This is a genomic window from Sediminicoccus rosea (assembly GCF_033547095.1).
In the GTDB taxonomy this organism is placed as follows: domain Bacteria; phylum Pseudomonadota; class Alphaproteobacteria; order Acetobacterales; family Acetobacteraceae; genus Roseococcus; species Roseococcus rosea.
Genome location: NZ_CP137852.1, coordinates 3,385,529 through 3,401,103, shown reverse-complemented (window position 1 = coordinate 3,401,103; position 15,575 = coordinate 3,385,529). Strand labels below are relative to the sequence as shown.

The 15,575-nt window shown below is 68.3% G+C and carries 16 protein-coding genes; all 16 read right to left on the bottom strand.

The features are described 5' to 3' along the window. Positions 1-4 precede the first annotated feature (4 nt). The 16 genes from R9Z33_RS16450 to R9Z33_RS16375 all read right to left on the bottom strand — a co-directional run bounded on the left by R9Z33_RS16450 (position 5) and on the right by R9Z33_RS16375 (position 15,288). On the bottom strand, positions 5-1,285 hold the full coding sequence (locus R9Z33_RS16450; protein ID WP_318647651.1) for a site-specific DNA-methyltransferase: 1,281 nt from the start codon (positions 1,283-1,285) through the stop codon (positions 5-7). Then, positions 1,275-2,732 (bottom strand): site-specific DNA-methyltransferase, encoded by a 1,458-nt coding sequence (locus R9Z33_RS16445; RefSeq protein ID WP_318647650.1) that lies wholly within the window; start codon positions 2,730-2,732, stop codon positions 1,275-1,277. Before R9Z33_RS16445 ends, R9Z33_RS16450 begins: the two co-directional genes overlap by 11 nt. Before the next feature lie 317 nt (positions 2,733-3,049). Beyond that, on the bottom strand, positions 3,050-3,604 hold the full coding sequence (locus R9Z33_RS16440; RefSeq protein WP_318647649.1) for a hypothetical protein: 555 nt from the start codon (positions 3,602-3,604) through the stop codon (positions 3,050-3,052). After that, positions 3,594-3,824, bottom strand: coding sequence for a hypothetical protein (locus tag R9Z33_RS16435; RefSeq protein ID WP_318647648.1), 231 nt, complete (start codon positions 3,822-3,824; stop codon positions 3,594-3,596). The genes R9Z33_RS16440 and R9Z33_RS16435 overlap by 11 nt, the downstream gene beginning before the upstream one ends. Next, positions 3,821-4,348 carry a crossover junction endodeoxyribonuclease RuvC gene (locus R9Z33_RS16430; protein WP_318647647.1) on the bottom strand — a complete coding sequence of 176 codons (528 nt, stop codon included), beginning with the start codon at positions 4,346-4,348 and terminating at the stop codon, positions 3,821-3,823. The genes R9Z33_RS16435 and R9Z33_RS16430 overlap by 4 nt, the downstream gene beginning before the upstream one ends. Positions 4,349-4,794: 446 nt before the next feature. Beyond that, positions 4,795-7,146: an AAA family ATPase gene (locus R9Z33_RS16425; protein ID WP_318647646.1), complete on the bottom strand. Its 2,352-nt coding sequence runs from the start codon at positions 7,144-7,146 to the stop codon at positions 4,795-4,797. Continuing rightward, positions 7,143-7,910: a hypothetical protein gene (locus tag R9Z33_RS16420; protein WP_318647645.1), complete on the bottom strand. Its 768-nt coding sequence runs from the start codon at positions 7,908-7,910 to the stop codon at positions 7,143-7,145. The genes R9Z33_RS16425 and R9Z33_RS16420 overlap by 4 nt, the downstream gene beginning before the upstream one ends. Continuing rightward, a complete protein-coding gene (locus tag R9Z33_RS16415) occupies positions 7,910-8,140 on the bottom strand; it encodes a DUF6511 domain-containing protein (RefSeq protein ID WP_296740234.1) in 231 nt (76 codons plus the stop codon). Before R9Z33_RS16415 ends, R9Z33_RS16420 begins: the two co-directional genes overlap by 1 nt. A 168-nt stretch (positions 8,141-8,308) precedes the next feature. Further along, positions 8,309-9,985, bottom strand: a complete 1,677-nt coding sequence (locus R9Z33_RS16410; RefSeq protein ID WP_318647644.1) for a DEAD/DEAH box helicase — start codon at positions 9,983-9,985, stop codon at positions 8,309-8,311. A 17-nt stretch (positions 9,986-10,002) separates the two neighbouring features. Continuing rightward, the gene (locus R9Z33_RS16405) at positions 10,003-10,617 is read right to left on the bottom strand and encodes a hypothetical protein (protein WP_318647643.1); all 615 of its coding nucleotides are present in this window, start codon (positions 10,615-10,617) and stop codon (positions 10,003-10,005) included. A 16-nt stretch (positions 10,618-10,633) separates the two neighbouring features. Then, a complete protein-coding gene (locus R9Z33_RS16400) occupies positions 10,634-11,500 on the bottom strand; it encodes an ATP-binding protein (protein ID WP_296740229.1) in 867 nt (288 codons plus the stop codon). Next, a complete protein-coding gene (locus R9Z33_RS16395; protein ID WP_296740227.1) occupies positions 11,500-12,042 on the bottom strand; it encodes a hypothetical protein in 543 nt (180 codons plus the stop codon). The genes R9Z33_RS16400 and R9Z33_RS16395 overlap by 1 nt, the downstream gene beginning before the upstream one ends. Next, positions 12,042-12,383 (bottom strand): hypothetical protein, encoded by a 342-nt coding sequence (locus tag R9Z33_RS16390; RefSeq protein ID WP_296740226.1) that lies wholly within the window; start codon positions 12,381-12,383, stop codon positions 12,042-12,044. The genes R9Z33_RS16395 and R9Z33_RS16390 overlap by 1 nt, the downstream gene beginning before the upstream one ends. Before the next feature lie 33 nt (positions 12,384-12,416). Further along, complete coding sequence (locus tag R9Z33_RS16385) at positions 12,417-13,001, bottom strand: hypothetical protein (protein ID WP_318647642.1); 585 nt, start codon at positions 12,999-13,001, stop codon at positions 12,417-12,419. 96 nt (positions 13,002-13,097) lie between these two features. Next, positions 13,098-14,093 carry a winged helix-turn-helix domain-containing protein gene (locus tag R9Z33_RS16380; protein WP_296740222.1) on the bottom strand — a complete coding sequence of 332 codons (996 nt, stop codon included), beginning with the start codon at positions 14,091-14,093 and terminating at the stop codon, positions 13,098-13,100. Beyond that, on the bottom strand, positions 14,053-15,288 hold the full coding sequence (locus R9Z33_RS16375; RefSeq protein ID WP_296740221.1) for a hypothetical protein: 1,236 nt from the start codon (positions 15,286-15,288) through the stop codon (positions 14,053-14,055). The genes R9Z33_RS16380 and R9Z33_RS16375 overlap by 41 nt, the downstream gene beginning before the upstream one ends. Positions 15,289-15,575 lie beyond the last annotated feature (287 nt).

Here is a 15,575-nt window from a genome sequence, read left to right as displayed (position 1 = left end):
GGCATCAGGCGACGCCCTGCGCGTTCCCCTGCACCCCACGCGCTGCGGCCACATCCCGGAATACCCGATCCTCACCCGCGAGCATCGCCGCCTTGCCTGTGAGGTTCTGCCAACGTTGGATCGCCACATCGACATAGCGGGGATCGATATCCACCGTGTGGCAGACCCGCCCCGTCGTCTCGGCGGCGATCAGCGTGGTGCCGCTGCCGAGGAAGGGATCGTAGATCCCCTCGCCGGCGGCGCTGTTGTTGATGATCGGCCGGCGCATGCACTCCACCGGCTTCTGCGTGCCGTGCACCGTGGCGGCGTCCTCGTCACCACCATTCGAGATGGCCCATAGGGTCGCCTGGTCCCGCGCGCCCTGCCAGTGGCCGGTCGCGCCCTTGCGGACCGCATAGAGGCAGGGCTCGTGCTGCCAATGATAATCGCCGCGCCCCAGAACGAATCGCGACTTCGCCCAGACGATCTGGCTGCGGATCACGAAGCCGGAAGCTTCGAGGCTCTCGATCACCGTGCGGCTGTGCACGCCAGCGTGCCAGACATAAGCGACATCACCGGGGAACAGCGCCCAGGCCTGGCGCCAGTCGGCGCGATCGTCATTTGCCACCTTGCCGGTGCGCATGGTGGCCGACACCCCGGCCTCGTTCCGCCACTCCGGATCATAGTTCACGCCATAGGGCGGGTCGGTGATCATCAGATGCGGTGACGCACCGTCCAGTACGCGCGTGACATCGGCGGCGGAGGTGGCATCGCCGCACAGCAGCCGATGCGGCCCCAGCTGCCAGAGATCACCGGGGCGTGTGACGGGGATGGTTGGTGGCTCGGGCGCCGGCGCATCGGGATCACCGGCGGCGCCCCCCGCCTCGTCGCCGGCGGCGTCCGCCAGCAGTCGATCCAGCACAGCCTGGTCAAAGCCGATGACACCGAGGTCGAATTCGTCGGCGCGCAGCTCATTCAGTTCCGCGGCGAGCAGGCTCTCATCCCAGGTCGAGTTCAGCGCCAGTTGGTTGTCTGCCAGCCGGAAGGCCCGCGCCTGCGCCTCGCTCAGATGGCCGAGCCGGATGGCGGGCACCGCGTCGAGCCCGAGGGCCTTGGCCGCCAGGACGCGACCATGGCCCGCGATCAGCACGCCGGCATCATCCACCAGCACCGGCACGTTGAAGCCGAACTCGGCGATAGAGGCTGCCAGCTGCGCCACCTGCTCGGTGGGGTGCATGCGCGCATTGGCGGCGTAGGCCGCGAGCGATGCCACCGGCATCATCTCCATCTGAAGGTCAGGCCGCATCGGCAGTGACCTCCATCCGTGCCGCGGCGACAGCATCGTAATCGCGGCCGTCATCGGACAGCGTGACCGGCAGGTCGGGGTGCAGCATCCGCCAGCGGGCGATCGCCAAGTCGACATAGGCGGACGCCAGCTCGATGGCGCACACACGGCGCCCGGTGCGCTGGCCCGCCAGGATCGTGGTGCCGGAGCCGCCGAAGGGCTCGAAGCCGACGTCGCCCTCGTCGGTGTAGGTGCGCATCAGGAATTCCGGCAGCACCACCGGGAACACCGCGGGGTGCTCCGTCTCGATGCCGCGGCCCTTGTGGCGGGTGAGGCGCAGCACGTTGTCCGGGATCCGGAAGTCCTGCACCGGCAGCCCGGCATGCTGGTATTCCGAGATGGTCCCATCTGCGGCGCGCAGCCCGCTTCCCTTGTTCGGCGTCCCAGCCCATTTGCAGGGGACGATCTTATTCGCCTGTCGGGCCTGGCGGTTGAAGTGGAAGACAAACTCGAAGGCCGGCGCGAGGCGACCGTTCCAGTCCCCGGGCAAGCCGGGGCCCTGGTCCCAGGTGTAGAGGCCGAAGCGGCGCCAACCGCGGGCGCGCATCCAGTCGAGCCAGCCCGACCAATACGGGATCCATTCGCTGTCGCGGTGGATCAGGCCGAGGTTCACCAGCACCTGGCCGTCCGGCCGCATCGCCACGTCGAGATGCTGGAAGACGCCCTGCATAAGCGCATCCCAATCCGTGCCGCCACCGGTGGTGTAGTCGCGCTGGTTTCCATAGGGCGGCGAGGTGAACAGCAGTGCGGCGCGGTCGTCGCCCATCACGCGCGCTACGGTGGTGGCGTCGGTGCTGTCGCCGCAGAGCAGGCGATGGTCGCCGAGCAGCCAGAGATCGCCCGGGCGGGTGACGGCAACGCGCGACAGCTCCGGTTCGGCGTCCGCGGGATCGTCCGCCGGCGCCTCGTTGCCAGGGGCGTCGGCGCTGGCAACGGCCGGGCTGGCAAGGGTCCCGTTGCCAGGGTCCGTTGCCACCGGCTCCATGCCGGCCAGCAGCCGATCGAGCTCACCGGCATCGAAACCGGTGAGCGCCAGATCGAGGCCGCCCATCTCCTGCAGCTTCGCCACCTCGGCGGCGAGCAGCGCCTCGTCCCACCCGGCGTTCAGGGCGATGCGATTGTCCGCCAGGCGGTACGCAGCCTTCTGCGCCTCGGTCAGGCCGGCGCGAGTGATGGTGGGAACAGTCTCCAGGCCCAGGGATTTGGCGGCCTGCAGCCGGCCATGGCCGGCGATGACCTCGCCGCGCTCGTCGACGAGCACCGGCGCCACGAAGCCGAACTCGAGAATGCTGGCCGCGATCTGCGCCACCTGTTCGGCGGAATGCGTGCGCGCATTGCCGGCATAGGGCAGCAGCGAGGCGACCGCGCGCGCCTCGACGGCGCTCGCAGACCATGGGGCCTGGGGCATGCGCACCTGCTGGAATTGATGGTGGTGGTGAAAGGTGCCGCCTGACGAGGCTGGCAACGCGGCGCCGTGGCAACCTGGAAAAACAGCCTGGCGCTAGGAATGTTGCGCGCTTCCGCCCCCCGCATACAGCGGGGCCAGGAAGGACCCTGCGGCTCGAAAGCCACTGTCTCGATTGAGCCGCAGCGTGGCTGCTCAGCCGCGGCGCTCTCGCACCTTCTCTACGTGTCCTGACTCTACCCTTATCGATTTCGGTGCCGCCATGGGGTCAATTGTAACAGCGTGACCGAGGCGATGCAGAGCGCCCCGGCCACGCTGCATCACGCTGCCTTAGCCCGCGGCATCAGGCCGAAGTGCATGGCCAGCGTACCGAGCGTGCCGACCAGGATGCCCTGGCCGACAGGGCCATGCATCGTCCGTCCTGCCCAGCCCTGGCGCATCGACCATTCGCGCACCGAGAACTCCAGGCCGACGACGAACCATGCGCAGGAGCCGCAGGGGCTTTCGTGCCCACCGAGCAGATCCAACGCCGCCGCAACACGGCGCCGGGCCTCGACCTGCATGGTGGAGAGCGTATCGACGCGCGAGCCATGGATGCGTAGGAGCTGCGACGTCGACATGCTGTCGAAGCAGGCGGCGCGGAACAACCCGCGGAAGATCTCACCCGCTTCGTGCATCTGCGGCGTGATGCTGCCACTGGCCAGCATCATGCCCAGCGTGTCCACAGCGCGGCGATGCTGGACCGGACTGCCGGTCTCGGGATCCGCCTCGCGGATCGGTTCTGAGAAGCCACCATGCTGCAGCCGCCACTTCGACGGCTTCGCCAGATCGTCGTGATACGGCTTCGCCGGCTTGGTCTTGCGCTTACCGGCCATGGTGGTTCTCCCCGTTGCGACGCCCCCAGCGCCGGTTGGCTTCGTTGGTGATGGCCTGACGCAGCCAGTCGTCCGTGATCTCGGCGATGGGCAGAGCCACGACGCCATGGCGATGCCAGGCGGCAGCGCGCATGGCGTTGACCTCGCTGTCGTTGGTCGGGCTACGCGTTCCGCGGTCGAGGCAGGACCGAGGCGGGAGTGGTGCGCCGTGCATGCTCATGCGCGGCCTCCGGTGGGATCGGTCGCCCAGAGCAGCAGGGCGATGGCATCCGCCTCGTTGTCGTCGGCCGGCGCGAAGCCGCGGGCCTGGATTGCCGCAACCATCTTCGCCTTGTCGGCATTGCCCTTGCCGGTGGCGAAGCGCTTGATCGTGGCGACGGGTACGCCCTCGTAGGGGACCTCGCGTTCCTCGCACCAGGCGGTCAGCGTGCCGAGGAAGCCGCCGTAGATGTGAGCCGCGTCGGTGCCGGCATGGGCGCGCACTTCCTCGAATACGATCCGCGCCACACCGCCGGACAGACCGGCGATCTCGGCCAGCCATCCGCGGAAGCGCAGGAAGCGCATCCCGCCGCCTTCGAAGCGGCTGGGGCGGAATGTCATGGTGCCCGAGGTGATGCCACCGTCCTGGCGACGCAGTGCCCAGCCGGTGGTGGTTCCCAGATCCAGGGCAAGCACGGCGTGGTGCGCCAGGCTGTTCGCGGGCGGGAGGGCGATGGGCGGGCCGCTTGCATGCGCGGCGGGCATGGTGAGAGTCGCAAATGCCATGATGGTCTCCGAGAGGGGATCGTCCTGGTGAGGGCGGCGACGGCGCGGTTCTTGGCGGAGCTCGCCGTCGCTGCCCGGCTTGGAGGGATGTGGCCTCATTGGGGGTGGTCCCCGGACCCGAACCAGGCGTCCCCGGGTGTGGTGTGCGCGCGTCTTTTGGACGCGCACGCACACCCCCCGTAGGGGGGAGGCATTTTGCGGAACTTGCGGAACTTGCCTAAGCCATTGATTCCGTGAATTATTCTGAAGTTCCGCAAGCAAGTTCCGCAAAGCCTCGCTGCGGAACTTGCGGAACTTGGTCAACCCACTGAGATCGCTGGATGATTCAAGTTCCGCAGGTATGTTCCGCAGGCTTGCGGAACTTGCGGAACATGGAAGTTCCGCAGCAAGTTCCGCACAGTGCGATCTCGTATCGAAGGAGCGCCTCATGCCTGAGCCTCCGGGTCATTCAGCACCCAGATTTCCGGATTCTCGACGGGCAAAACCGCGTTGTTGGTCTCCGATTGGAAGTGCGTCGGCAGCAGCGGGACGAGGGTGCGGGTGATTTCGCCGGTCTCGGGATCGACCGTCTCGCCGTCCGTCCCGAAGAGCATGTCCTGCACCAGGAGGTAGCCCTTGGTGGATTTGCTCACCGGAATGCCGAGCTCGGGCGCGTCGCGGATGAACTTGATGTAGCCCTTGTTGGCGAGGACGTTGATGCGGCGGGCGATGGTGTCGTCACCGCCCAGGCCGTGTGTGTTCTCGAACTGCGCGGCGAAGGCGCTGCCAGTGAAGACCTTCCCCTCGCGGGCCTCGTTGGCGATGATTTGCAGGATGACGTCGTGGCGCCGGCTGCGCTCGGCATCGAGCTTGCCGCCGATGTCCTTCCGCACCAGGCGCTGGCCGGTCCGATCGAGCTCGACCCAGGCGCCACCACGTTTATCGACCAGCATGGGCTCCAGGCCGGGCCCGTTGCGCAGCTCGACATGCAGCTCGCGTTCGGTCTGTTCCTCGTCGGGGCGAAACAGGATAGCGCCCGAGGTGTAGTAGCCACGCAGTGCGCTGGCGCCGGAGAGCGACAGGAAGGGATCGTCCTTGACCTGCTGCTTGCTGAGCTTCTTCGTGTGGTGGGCGAGGATGATGCCGGCCTCGGGGGCGACCATGTCGCGCAGCGCCTCGACCCGGCTCTGCAGGAAGAACATCATCGCGGCGTTGTCGTTCTCGCCTTCGCCTGCGGGCCCGCCGTCGAACAGGTTCCGGATCGGGTCGATGCAGATGATGTCGGGCGGCGCGTCGGGGAATGCGGCACGGATGGCCGCGGCCACGAGGGGTACGCCCTGGTCGTCGAGCAACATGCGCAGCTTGGGGGTGACGACGAGGGTGTCGCGGGCGCGGGCCACGATCGCGGCGTCGAGCCGGAGCTGCTGCAGCCGCTCGCGCAGGTAGTGGTACTGGATCTCGGCCTGGAGATAGAACACCCGCAGCGGGCGCGGGGCCGTGAAGCGCAGGAATGGCGCACCGGCCGCGGCGTGCACCAGCAGGCTGATCAGGAAGTCGGATTTGCCAACCTTCGGCGCGCCGCCGAGGACCAGCATTCCACCCGGGGTCAGCAGGCGCGGCCCGATGAGGTCGTCGGGCATCGGAGAGGTGTCGTCGAGCAGCGCGCCGAGCGTCTGCGCGGGGATGGCGCTGGGTGAGGCCGCGGCGGCACGAAGAAGGGGTGGCCCGTTGCGGTCGACATGCAGCGCCCAGATGCTGTCAGCCTCGACCTTGAGGCGGTCCAGCGGCCAGACCGGGCGAAGGCACGCGGCGTTGTACTGGCAGATGGCCTCCCAGCCCTCGTCCCCGGTCATGCGCCCCTCGTGGACCATGCGGACGAAGTGGCCGATCGCGGCGCTGGCGCCCTGGAAGCGGGTCCAGGCGTCCTGAGCGCCTTCCCGCACTGGGGTGGTGAGGACGGCATCGAGTCCTGGCCGATTGGCACCAGCGGCGGCGGTGGGCGCCTCCAGACCCGGCAAGGTGGGCATGGCGGCGACCGCCGCGGCGAAGTCGGGCAGCTCCAACTCGACTCTGGGGTGGTGCTCCCGGATGGTGACGCGGCGCTGGACGCCATGCTTCTGGTGGACCGTGCCGGGCACCCGGATCGGCTGGTGGGCCGATCGGAAGTGCAGGTCGCCACCGACCTTCTCGGCGATCTCGCCCCGCAGCGCGCAGACCCGCGCCAGATCCTTACCCTCGGCCGGCTCGCTGAGCCGCCACCAGGCATGGAGCTTGGCGGCCCCCTCGGCGGTGCGGCCGCCGCTTTCAACCAGGAGGGTGGGCGCGCCAAGGTGATGGACGAGGTGCGCCAGCTTGGCGGCGATGTCGCCGGCGTCGAGGTCCACCACCACGGTCTGCATTTGCAGCACATGCTCGGCGCGGGCTTGGCCCTGCTCGGCGACAGTGCCGGGGATGACATAGACGGCGCTGCCCTCGCGCGCGGCCCAGGCGGCATAGGCGCTGAGGGATGCGGCGGCGTGCCGATCGGCCGACATCCAGATGTTATGCGGCTTGGTGTCGAGCCCCTGGCCCTGGTCGACGAAGCCGCGGACCGGGATCAGCCCATCGCAATAGCCGAAGACCACATCGAGGAAGGCGGCGATCTGCTCGATGTCCGGCGCGACGTGTCCGCCAGCGTGCGGCATCGACTTCCCATCGGCGGGAAGTCGATCCATCTCGACATTCCCGCTGGCGGGAATATCGGTCGCGCCATCATCCGCCAGCGGCGCCGCATCGTTGAAGTCGCCCCATGCGTTCATGCAGGCTGTGCCCAGCAGCGCTTGGCCCAGGGACAGAAGCGGCACTCGAAATGATCGGGCTGGGCCGCGATCCGCGGGAGCAGGTCGCCCGCGTCGGTCGCAGCCAGGATGCGGACACCGCGGTCCGACATGCGCTGCGCCAGCTCAGCGTTGAACGGCACTAGCTCGTGGTGCAGCTCGGCGGTGTCCTTGTTGATGGCGGTGAACAGCGCCGCGTTGTCCGCCACCCCCGGCACGATTGCATCCATGTAGGCCTGATAGACGGCGATCTGCGCCGCGTAGATCGGCTTGCTGACCGCCACGCCCTTGCTGGATGTCTCGCGCCAGGACTTCGCGTTCATGGTCTTGCATTCCCACAGCGCTGGGAACGCCATGCCGGGGATGGTCGGGCCGCCAGCGAAGACGCCATCGACATGGCCGCGGATTCGCCCGCCGGCGACGGAGAAGCCGAACTGCTCGCCATGCTCGCTACCGCCACGGCGGGTGTAGAGGTCGAAGCCGGCGGCGCGCAGCCAGGCGACGGCCACATCCTCCAGCGCGTGCCCAATCCCGAAGATGCGCAGCAGCCGTCCGTCGAAATCGGCGCCCTCATCCTTCGGGGCCTTCACGAACTCGAATTGCAGCGCCCGCTCGCAGGCGTGGCCCAAGCGGGAGCCGCCCAGGTAGCTGCGCGGCGGTGTGGCCGCGTTGGTGGCGACCAGCGCGGCGTCGATGGCGGCGTTGACGTGCCCCGACGTCTGGCTGCGACTGTTGAGGTCCAGCATCAATAGGGCGCGTCCGCGGCGGTGAGCGGTCGGTGGGGGGCATTCGCCTGCCGGGCAGCTTCCTGCATCGCGCCCTGAAAGCCGCCGACGGCCACCTCGATCAGCGTCAGCACCTGCGGCTCGGTCAGGTCGATCAGCCGCGTCTGCCAACCGATCTCCCCCAGGCATTCGCCGAGTGGGCGCATGGTGGCGCGGATGGCGGCCTGTTCCTGTTCAGTGAGATCAACCACGGCGGGCGCGCTCCTCGCGGCAAGGGTGGTCCACAGCGCCTGGCAGGCCATGCTGCAGAAGGAAGCGGTGGGGCGTGGCGGCCGACGCCGTGTCGGATCGAACCAGCCAAAGCCGCGCGTGGAGCGGCGGCAGATGGCGCAGGGCGGGACGGGATTTCGCATGGCCGGTCATGCGGCCTGGCCTAGCGCGGCGGGCTGGGCGTTGCGCACCAGGCTGCGGATCAACTGCTTGTTGAACTTGAAGGTCAGCAGCGCTGATGCCTGGTAGCGGGTCATGCTGAGATCAGCGCGTGCCTCGGGCGGCAGGTGGATCAGCTGGCGCTCGGTCGGCGGCTCGCGCAGCCAGCGCCGGCTCTTATGGGCGCTCTCGTCCGTCTCGTAGGCGTTCAGCCAGTCGTCCGCCGCGGCCAGCGCCACCAGCCGCTCCCCGATGGACAGCAGGCGCGGCCGCTCCTCCTTGGCGCCGCCGACCGCGTGCCAGGCCCCGTTCAGGAAGAAGATGCCCGCCCAGCCGTTGAAGCCATTCGCCAGCAGCGCCGCGTCATCGCCGAACAGGTCGCACCACTGGAAGGCGGAGCGCCGGAGAAGATCGATCTCCGTCATGATGAAGTCGGTAAGCGGCGCCGTCTCGCGCCCGCGGGGCTCGAAGGCGTGGCCGCAGATGGGGCACTCCATCACTGCGATCGGCACTTCGGCCTCGCAGGAGGGGCAGGTCTTTGTGGGCGGCTCACCTTCGCCGGGCTGGCTGTCGAGATCGACGTCCTGCTCCAGGCAGCCGTGAATCTGCGAGGAAGTGCCGAAGTCGAGCACGATGCAGTCGCGCTTGACGATGCCGGGATGCTCAACCGGATCGACGGTGCGCAGTCCGCGGCCGACCATCTGGATCATGGTGCATTTGAAGGAGCTCGGCCGCAGCAGCACGACGCAGGAGGTTGGCGGGTGGTCCCAGCCCTCGGTCAGCACCGCGACATTGACGACGATGCGCGCCTCGCCCCTTGCGTAAGCCGCGAGGACGGAGCGTCGCTCCCCCTCCGGCATGTCACCGGTGACCATGACGGTAGGGACGCCGGCAGTGTTGAAGGCGGCGGCGACATGCTCGGCGTGGGCGACCGTCGAGCAGAAGGCCACCGTCTGGCGACCGCCGGCCTTCTCCTGCCAGTGCTTCACCACGGCGTCCGTGACCGGCACCGTGTCCATGACACGGGCGACCTCGCCCATGTCGAAGTCATCACCGCTGCGGCGCACCGCCCGCAGCTCGTCCTGCACACCGACATCGATGATGAAGGTGCGCGGCGGCACCAGGTGGCCGGAGGCGATCAGCTCGCCGAGCCGGATCTGGTCGGCGACGTTGGAGAAGACCTGCCGCAGCCCGACCTTGTCGCCGCGGTTCGGCGTGGCAGTGACGCCATAGATCCGGCAGTCTGGGTTGCGGTTGAGGGCGCGATCGATGATCCGGCGATAGCTGTCGGCGACGGCGTGATGTGCCTCGTCGATCACCAGCAGGTCCAGCGCCGGCATCGCCTCGAGGTTCGCCTGGCGGGTCAGGGTCGGCACCATGGCGAAGGTGACCTGGCCGCCCCAGGACTTCTCGCCGGCATCCACCACCGAGGTGGAGACGCCCGGGTTTACGCGGCGGAACTTCGCCAGGTTCTGCGCCGTGAGCTCATCCCGATGGGCGAGGACGGCAGCCTTGGCGGCGCTGCTGCCGATATGCTCGCCCACCGCCGCCGACAGCATGATCGTTTTGCCGGCGCCGGTCGGTGCGACGCCGAGGGTGTTGCCGTGCTGACCGAGCGCACGAAGGCTGCGCTCGACGAAGAGCTTCTGGCGGGGGCGGAGCATCATGCTGGTGCGCGCCTCCCTCAGCGCGCCCAGGCCGGGCGAGGATCGGCCCCAGCGGTGGGCTGCGGCGCAGCGGCCGGGAAGGCGCCCTGGTGGATGGCCGGTGCGGCGGGCGGCGCATAACCCGCCGGCGCCACCTGCCGCCCCATCACCTGGGCGTAGTCCCGATGGTCCGGCGTCACCGCCATGCGGATTTCGTTCTTGGTCTCGCCGCCCGCATCCGTGCCGTGCTCGATCTTCGCCACGAACTCAAGGCCGTCGAGATCCGCGAAGCCGCCGATGCGGCGCGCGGCCTGCGCCTGGGGCGAGACATCCTTGTCGGAGATGCCGCGGGCGGAGTTCAGCATCCCACGCAGGAAGCTGCGGCCCATCCCCGCCCATTCCGGCCCCTTCGGGCTGTAGAGCCCGATCAGCGTGAAGATCTTCCGCTTCGCGTAGGACCCCTCCACCACGGTGAACTCGCCATTGAGATAGACGGCGCCGGTGCTGCCGCGCGTGGCGTAGCCACCGGTCCAGCCCTGGCTCGGATCGTCGAAGCCGCCGGGGCGGATGGTGAGGCGGACCTTAGCGAGCGTCCCCTTGGGAAGCAGGTTCGGGTTGGACTGGGCGTCGTTGTAGTCGTTCCAGGTAGCCATGATGCTTCTCCTCGGGTCAGGTGGTGGGGGTGTCGGTGGCGGCGGTGACGAGCGAGGCCGGCAGCGCGGGTGCCGCCGCGGGGGGTGCTGCGGTGCCGCGGATCTTCGCGAAAAGGCGGCCCAGGTCCGGTGGCTCCAGCAGGTCAAGCCGGCCGCTGCGGTCCTTCGCCGGATAGCCCCAGGGGTTCAGCGTCTGGCAGACCAGCGCGCGGAACGGCTGCCCGCCCTGGTCCTTGATCTCCGCCAGCGTCAGCACCTCATCGACGATGCCGGGCAGTTCGAGGCTGGTTTTGCTGCCCTCGATCTGCAGGCTGAAGACGCGACGATTGAAGTCGTCGAGCTTTTCATCGAGGATGCCGACGAAGATCACGTTGCGGCCGCGGGCGTGCTGCAGATGCGTGAGCCAGGCGATCATCTCGCGCCCATGCAGCCCATAGGCGCCGCGCACGTCTGGCTTTCCGGTGCGCTCCGCGAAGGCCTCGGGCTGGCCGCGGCACCACTGGAAGCAGAGCCTGCCGGCAACGGTGATGCTGTCGATGAACAGCGTGACGTAGTGGTCCAAGCGCGCCGGATCACCGTATTCGCGGACCACCCGCGCATGCTGGGCCGCGGAATAGGGCTGGTCGTCGCGCAGGGCGGGGTTCGGGCCGGCCAGGAACAGCGCCAAGTCGCGGCATTCCTCCCAAGTCCGCGGGCGGATCGAAGCGCCCCGCCAGCCCTGCACGGCGAGATCACCCGCCTCGAGATCCATGAAGAGAGTGGTCACGGCGCAGGTCGTGTTCAGAAGCCAGGTCTTGCCCATGCCGGGCTTGCCAAGAATGGCGGCCTTGACGCCGCGCTCCTCGGCCTGCCGCTCGTCGGCGGTGATAATGCGCAGCGCCATCAGTGGCCTCCCCGCAGCGGGATGACGGCGGCGCCATGCGGGCTGTCGCGCAGCGCCGTCTCGGACATGATGGCGAGGCGATATGTGGCGCGGCCGGTGCGAACCGTGCGGGCCGGCTCGAAGGCCTGGCGGATGCGCTCCGGCCAAGCGGTGTAGGCCCGCTCCGAGACCTTGAAGGTGACCTCGACATACTGGCCGGGATCCTCGCCGCCAGCGCGGATCTGCTCGGACAGCGCGGCGAGACGCGTCTGGTCCCATTCCACCTTCTTCGGCAGATCGACTGCGATCTCCACGGTGCCGTCCTGGAAGCGGACCGTGCCCGTGTCCTTGCCGGCCGCGGCACGGGCGCCGACGGCGCGCTGCTCGTAGCGGAGCGCGATCGCGGCCTCGATCCAGTCCTGCATGCGCTTGGCGGCATCCAGCGCCTCGCGCGCATCGGTCTGCAGCAGCGCCAGATGCTCGGCGGGGAGCGCGATGACGTCGCTCACCGGCATGTGGCGCAGCGCGTCGAGGGTGGGGCGATTGGTGCGGAGCGCGTCCATCACGCGGCCTCCGCGAGCAGCATCGGCAGGATGGCGGAGGCAGCGCGGCGCGGGCGGCGGCGGGCGACGAGGATGTAGGCGTAGTCCTCGTAGCCGTGGCGGCGCTGCACGATGTCGGCCAGGCCGAGCTCAGCCAGTTTCCAGGCGCGGGCCGCCAGGCGCTGCAGCGCGGTGCGCTCGTCTTCGGGCAGGCACTGCAACTGCGGGCAGACCTGCCGGGCGAGTGCGCCGCGGTGGTAGGTGATGCTGTCGCCAGGTGCCGCGGCGCCCAGCCAGGTGCAGAGCGACGCCTCAGTGAGAGGCTTCGCCACTGCGCGGATGTCGGGGATGGGTTTTTCCATGACCACTATTACTCAGCCACCTCGAAATCCGTATCAGGCGGCAGAGGGGATGCCGGCGGCGAGCAGCCGCAGGCGCGTTTCCCGGATGCGGCGATAGATGCGCATGCGCGGCATCGTCTTCTGCTCGCCGAATTCGTGCGGCGTGTGCTCGCTGAGGGCGGCACAGAGGGGATAGTCCTCGGGGGCAATCGCGCTGGCCGCGCGCTCCAAGTCGAGGCGGCGCTCCAGCGCGGCGATGGCATCCGTGGATTGACCGCACCACGCGGCGTAGCCATCGGCCTCGCCGATGGTGTCGCCGAGCGTCAGCCCCTCGGTGTTCGGCAGCGCATCGTCGAGGGAGCGGGGATGGCGGGCGGCGCGCTCAGCCGTGACGCGGCGAGCGATGCGGGTCCCGGCATGGCGAAAGCACACCATGGCGAAGGCCGGGAGGTCAGCTTTGCTCGGATCGAACGCTGGCAGCCGCGCCAGAAAATCCAGCAGGAGGTCCTGGCGCAGATCCTCCCGCTCGTGGTCGGGCAGATGCAGGGTGCGGCAGAGGCGCTTCGCCTCCTTCGCGGCCAGGCAATGAATCGGGGTGAGATCGGGAAGGCGAGGCGATTGGGCCATGGGTGGGTCCATCCATCGTGTTGCGATGGCGGACCTTCGCGCCGATGGCCGGGGCGGGCCTCTCGGCTTCCTCCCGAAACCTCTCGGCTTCCTCTCGGCGGCTGGCGCCTACCTGATCAGAACCCGGATGGTCGGTGTTACAAGGCGATATCCGTGGCCTCGGACTGCGGCGATCAGCCGCTTTCCCTCGGCACGAGGCATGCCCCTCGCATCGCAGAGGGCGCCACGGATGCGGCTGACGGACTTCTCCAGCTGCTCGTCGCCAACTGGTGCATCGGCATCGTCCCTGCCCACGAGCGCGCGATACAGATCGTCCCGGGTCGCCAGGGATCCGCCATCATCGGCTTCGCGGGCCAGGATGTTCAGTACCCGAGCGTCTCGTGGTTCCAACTGCAGTGCCCGGCCGCCATACGCAGAGGTGAACGCCAGCGGACTCACCTCGAGCACGTCGGGGTCGGACGTAACCGTGACCATCAGCAGCCGGTTCAGATCCACCCGCACCGGCCTGGTCGGCTCGCTCGGCATGAACGCTTCGTCGGGGGGCACGACATCGATGCCGCGCTCCGCGAGCGCGGCGGTGTCGACGGCCGATTTCATGTTGGCGATCAGCGTCATGTGCGCCGATCTGTCCAAGGCCTTCAGCCGATCGAAGACGCCAGCGCCGCGCACAGCCGAGGATGAAGTCGCCAGCAGCAGCACCCGGCCGCCCGCCAGGCGCCCCAAACGCCAAAGGCAAGGCGCGACCTGTTCAGGCCGGTCATCCAGCGCGGCGGCACGACCCACCAATTCGGTCAAGCGGGACAGCGAGATCTGGAAAAGCTGAAGGTCGCCTGGATCGAGGGCCTCGTCGTCCTCGCGGGAGAGGGGGCAAATGGCGAATGGTGCGCTGTCGATCCATCGGACGCGGCGCTCCTCCGCGCCGCAACTGCAGGTGGCACAGGGATCCCAGGTGTCGAGCACTCTTCGATGCAGGACCACGCCGAGCGCCAGCAACTGCTGGAAAGCGCTGGCAGCAGCAGGCGAGAGGTCGGGGACGCCCAGCAGATAGGCCGGATCGCCGCCTTCACTCTGCCGCAAGAGCAGTACGGGCAGGCTCTCGTTCACACAGCATCTCGTTCATGGCGAGCAGCGTCATGACGCGCCGCTGGTGGCGTTCTCTCGGAAAGCTCAGCATGTCGCTGGGCTTGATCTTGACGGTGATAACGGGAGGCCGCGGGCCTTCCACCTTTAGCGTGATCTTGAAGATCAGGTGGGCGAGACGCCAGCTGCCGGACTGGAAGCTGATCTCCGGGCGGGTTTCGTGCAGCACCTGCAACGCATTGCCATCGGCCTCACGCGCGATCAGCGAGCGCATGACCTTTTCGCGGCCACCCTTGCCAACCGCCACCTTGTTGGCCTGCGCTTCATAGATCTGGATTCCGGCAATGCCGGCGTCGTGCCCGTGCCGGAACTGGAATGCAGCCCCAGCCCGCTCGACGGCCTGCAACGTGTAGAGACGCCGCGACGCTGCCGCGCTGAACAGACCCGGGCTATCGAGGATGACTTCTGCGAAGGCCTTGGCCAGGGCGGTCCGGCTGGCCTTGCTGCAGCCCCAAATCCGCAGGCGACCGTCCATGGCAGAATAGGCCAGGACGGCGTTGTCAATCTCCCGGAAGCTGCGTATCCGCTTGAGCCGGCCTTCCAGAACCTCGGTGATCGTCAGTACAGCGCCATGGCGGATGGAGACCTTCACGTCATCTCCATCGTGATACGCGAGCGCTTCGCAGAACTCATCGCGGAGCTCGGCCTGGAAGATCGCGCGGGCATGCGCCTCGAGAGTGCGCAGACGACCATCGCTGAGATCGGCCGGAATGCCCTCCTCCGGCGCCACAAATTCCATGACCGCCTGCGGCTGGAGAAAGGCCAGGCCGTTCTCGGCGTCCTCAAAGACCTCTGGTTGGTGGATGAAGGCGCGGAGGGCGAGGCTGCGCGTGCCGGTCTTCGCCAGGAGGGCGGGCGGCACCAGTTCGACGCCGCGGCGCCGGGCCTCCTGCAGGAGGGCTTCCTGGCCGACCGGCTTCCCGAGGCGCTCGATTCGGTGCAGGTCCGCCGTCAGACTTTCCGGAATTTCCTCCTTGGGCGTCTGGAGGAGATAGGCGTTCACCGCCGTCCGTCCCTGATCGGGTGACGTTTCCAGCAGCGACAAGTCGAGCCGTTCCGGCGTAATGCCATAACGATCAAAGAAGGCGCGCAGGAGACCAGGCTCGACGGTTCGAAGGAACCGCAGGCTGGCGAAGCGCTGGAAATCGTCCTTGCTCATTACGTAACGGCCTGGCTGCAGTTCACTCTCCGTTCTATCAACCAGAGCGGGTGAAAGTCGAATCCAATCTGCGTCTCCAGCGTGATACGGATTGCCGGTTCAGTGAGTAATGGGAGAGGGTGACACGCTCCGCGCTCAACCCCACCAACCTCCACCTCCCGCCGCACCTCCGCGAGGTCTGCGCCATCCTGGCCGCTGGCCTGGTGCGGCTGCGCAGCCGCGCTGCCGAGGATGGTGCGAGGGATGAGGAGATAGCTCGGGGGGCGGGAGAGGTTCCCCTACACTCC

Excerpts from the sequence above, each read along its gene's own strand:
- R9Z33_RS16450 (WP_318647651.1), bottom strand. The coding sequence starts at position 1,285 with ATGCGGCCTGACCTTCAGATGGAGATGATGCCGGTGGCATCGCTCGCG.
- R9Z33_RS16445 (WP_318647650.1), bottom strand. The coding sequence starts at position 2,732 with ATGCCCCAGGCCCCATGGTCTGCGAGCGCCGTCGAGGCGCGCGCGGTC.
- R9Z33_RS16440 (WP_318647649.1), bottom strand. The coding sequence starts at position 3,604 with ATGGCCGGTAAGCGCAAGACCAAGCCGGCGAAGCCGTATCACGACGAT.
- R9Z33_RS16435 (WP_318647648.1), bottom strand. The coding sequence starts at position 3,824 with ATGAGCATGCACGGCGCACCACTCCCGCCTCGGTCCTGCCTCGACCGC.
- R9Z33_RS16430 (WP_318647647.1), bottom strand. The coding sequence starts at position 4,348 with ATGCCCGCCGCGCATGCAAGCGGCCCGCCCATCGCCCTCCCGCCCGCG.
- R9Z33_RS16425 (WP_318647646.1), bottom strand. The coding sequence starts at position 7,146 with ATGAACGCATGGGGCGACTTCAACGATGCGGCGCCGCTGGCGGATGAT.
- R9Z33_RS16420 (WP_318647645.1), bottom strand. The coding sequence starts at position 7,910 with ATGCTGGACCTCAACAGTCGCAGCCAGACGTCGGGGCACGTCAACGCC.
- R9Z33_RS16410 (WP_318647644.1), bottom strand. The coding sequence starts at position 9,985 with ATGATGCTCCGCCCCCGCCAGAAGCTCTTCGTCGAGCGCAGCCTTCGT.
- R9Z33_RS16405 (WP_318647643.1), bottom strand. The coding sequence starts at position 10,617 with ATGGCTACCTGGAACGACTACAACGACGCCCAGTCCAACCCGAACCTG.
- R9Z33_RS16400 (WP_296740229.1), bottom strand. The coding sequence starts at position 11,500 with ATGGCGCTGCGCATTATCACCGCCGACGAGCGGCAGGCCGAGGAGCGC.
- R9Z33_RS16395 (WP_296740227.1), bottom strand. The coding sequence starts at position 12,042 with ATGGACGCGCTCCGCACCAATCGCCCCACCCTCGACGCGCTGCGCCAC.
- R9Z33_RS16390 (WP_296740226.1), bottom strand. The coding sequence starts at position 12,383 with ATGGAAAAACCCATCCCCGACATCCGCGCAGTGGCGAAGCCTCTCACT.
- R9Z33_RS16385 (WP_318647642.1), bottom strand. The coding sequence starts at position 13,001 with ATGGACCCACCCATGGCCCAATCGCCTCGCCTTCCCGATCTCACCCCG.
- R9Z33_RS16375 (WP_296740221.1), bottom strand. The coding sequence starts at position 15,288 with ATGAGCAAGGACGATTTCCAGCGCTTCGCCAGCCTGCGGTTCCTTCGA.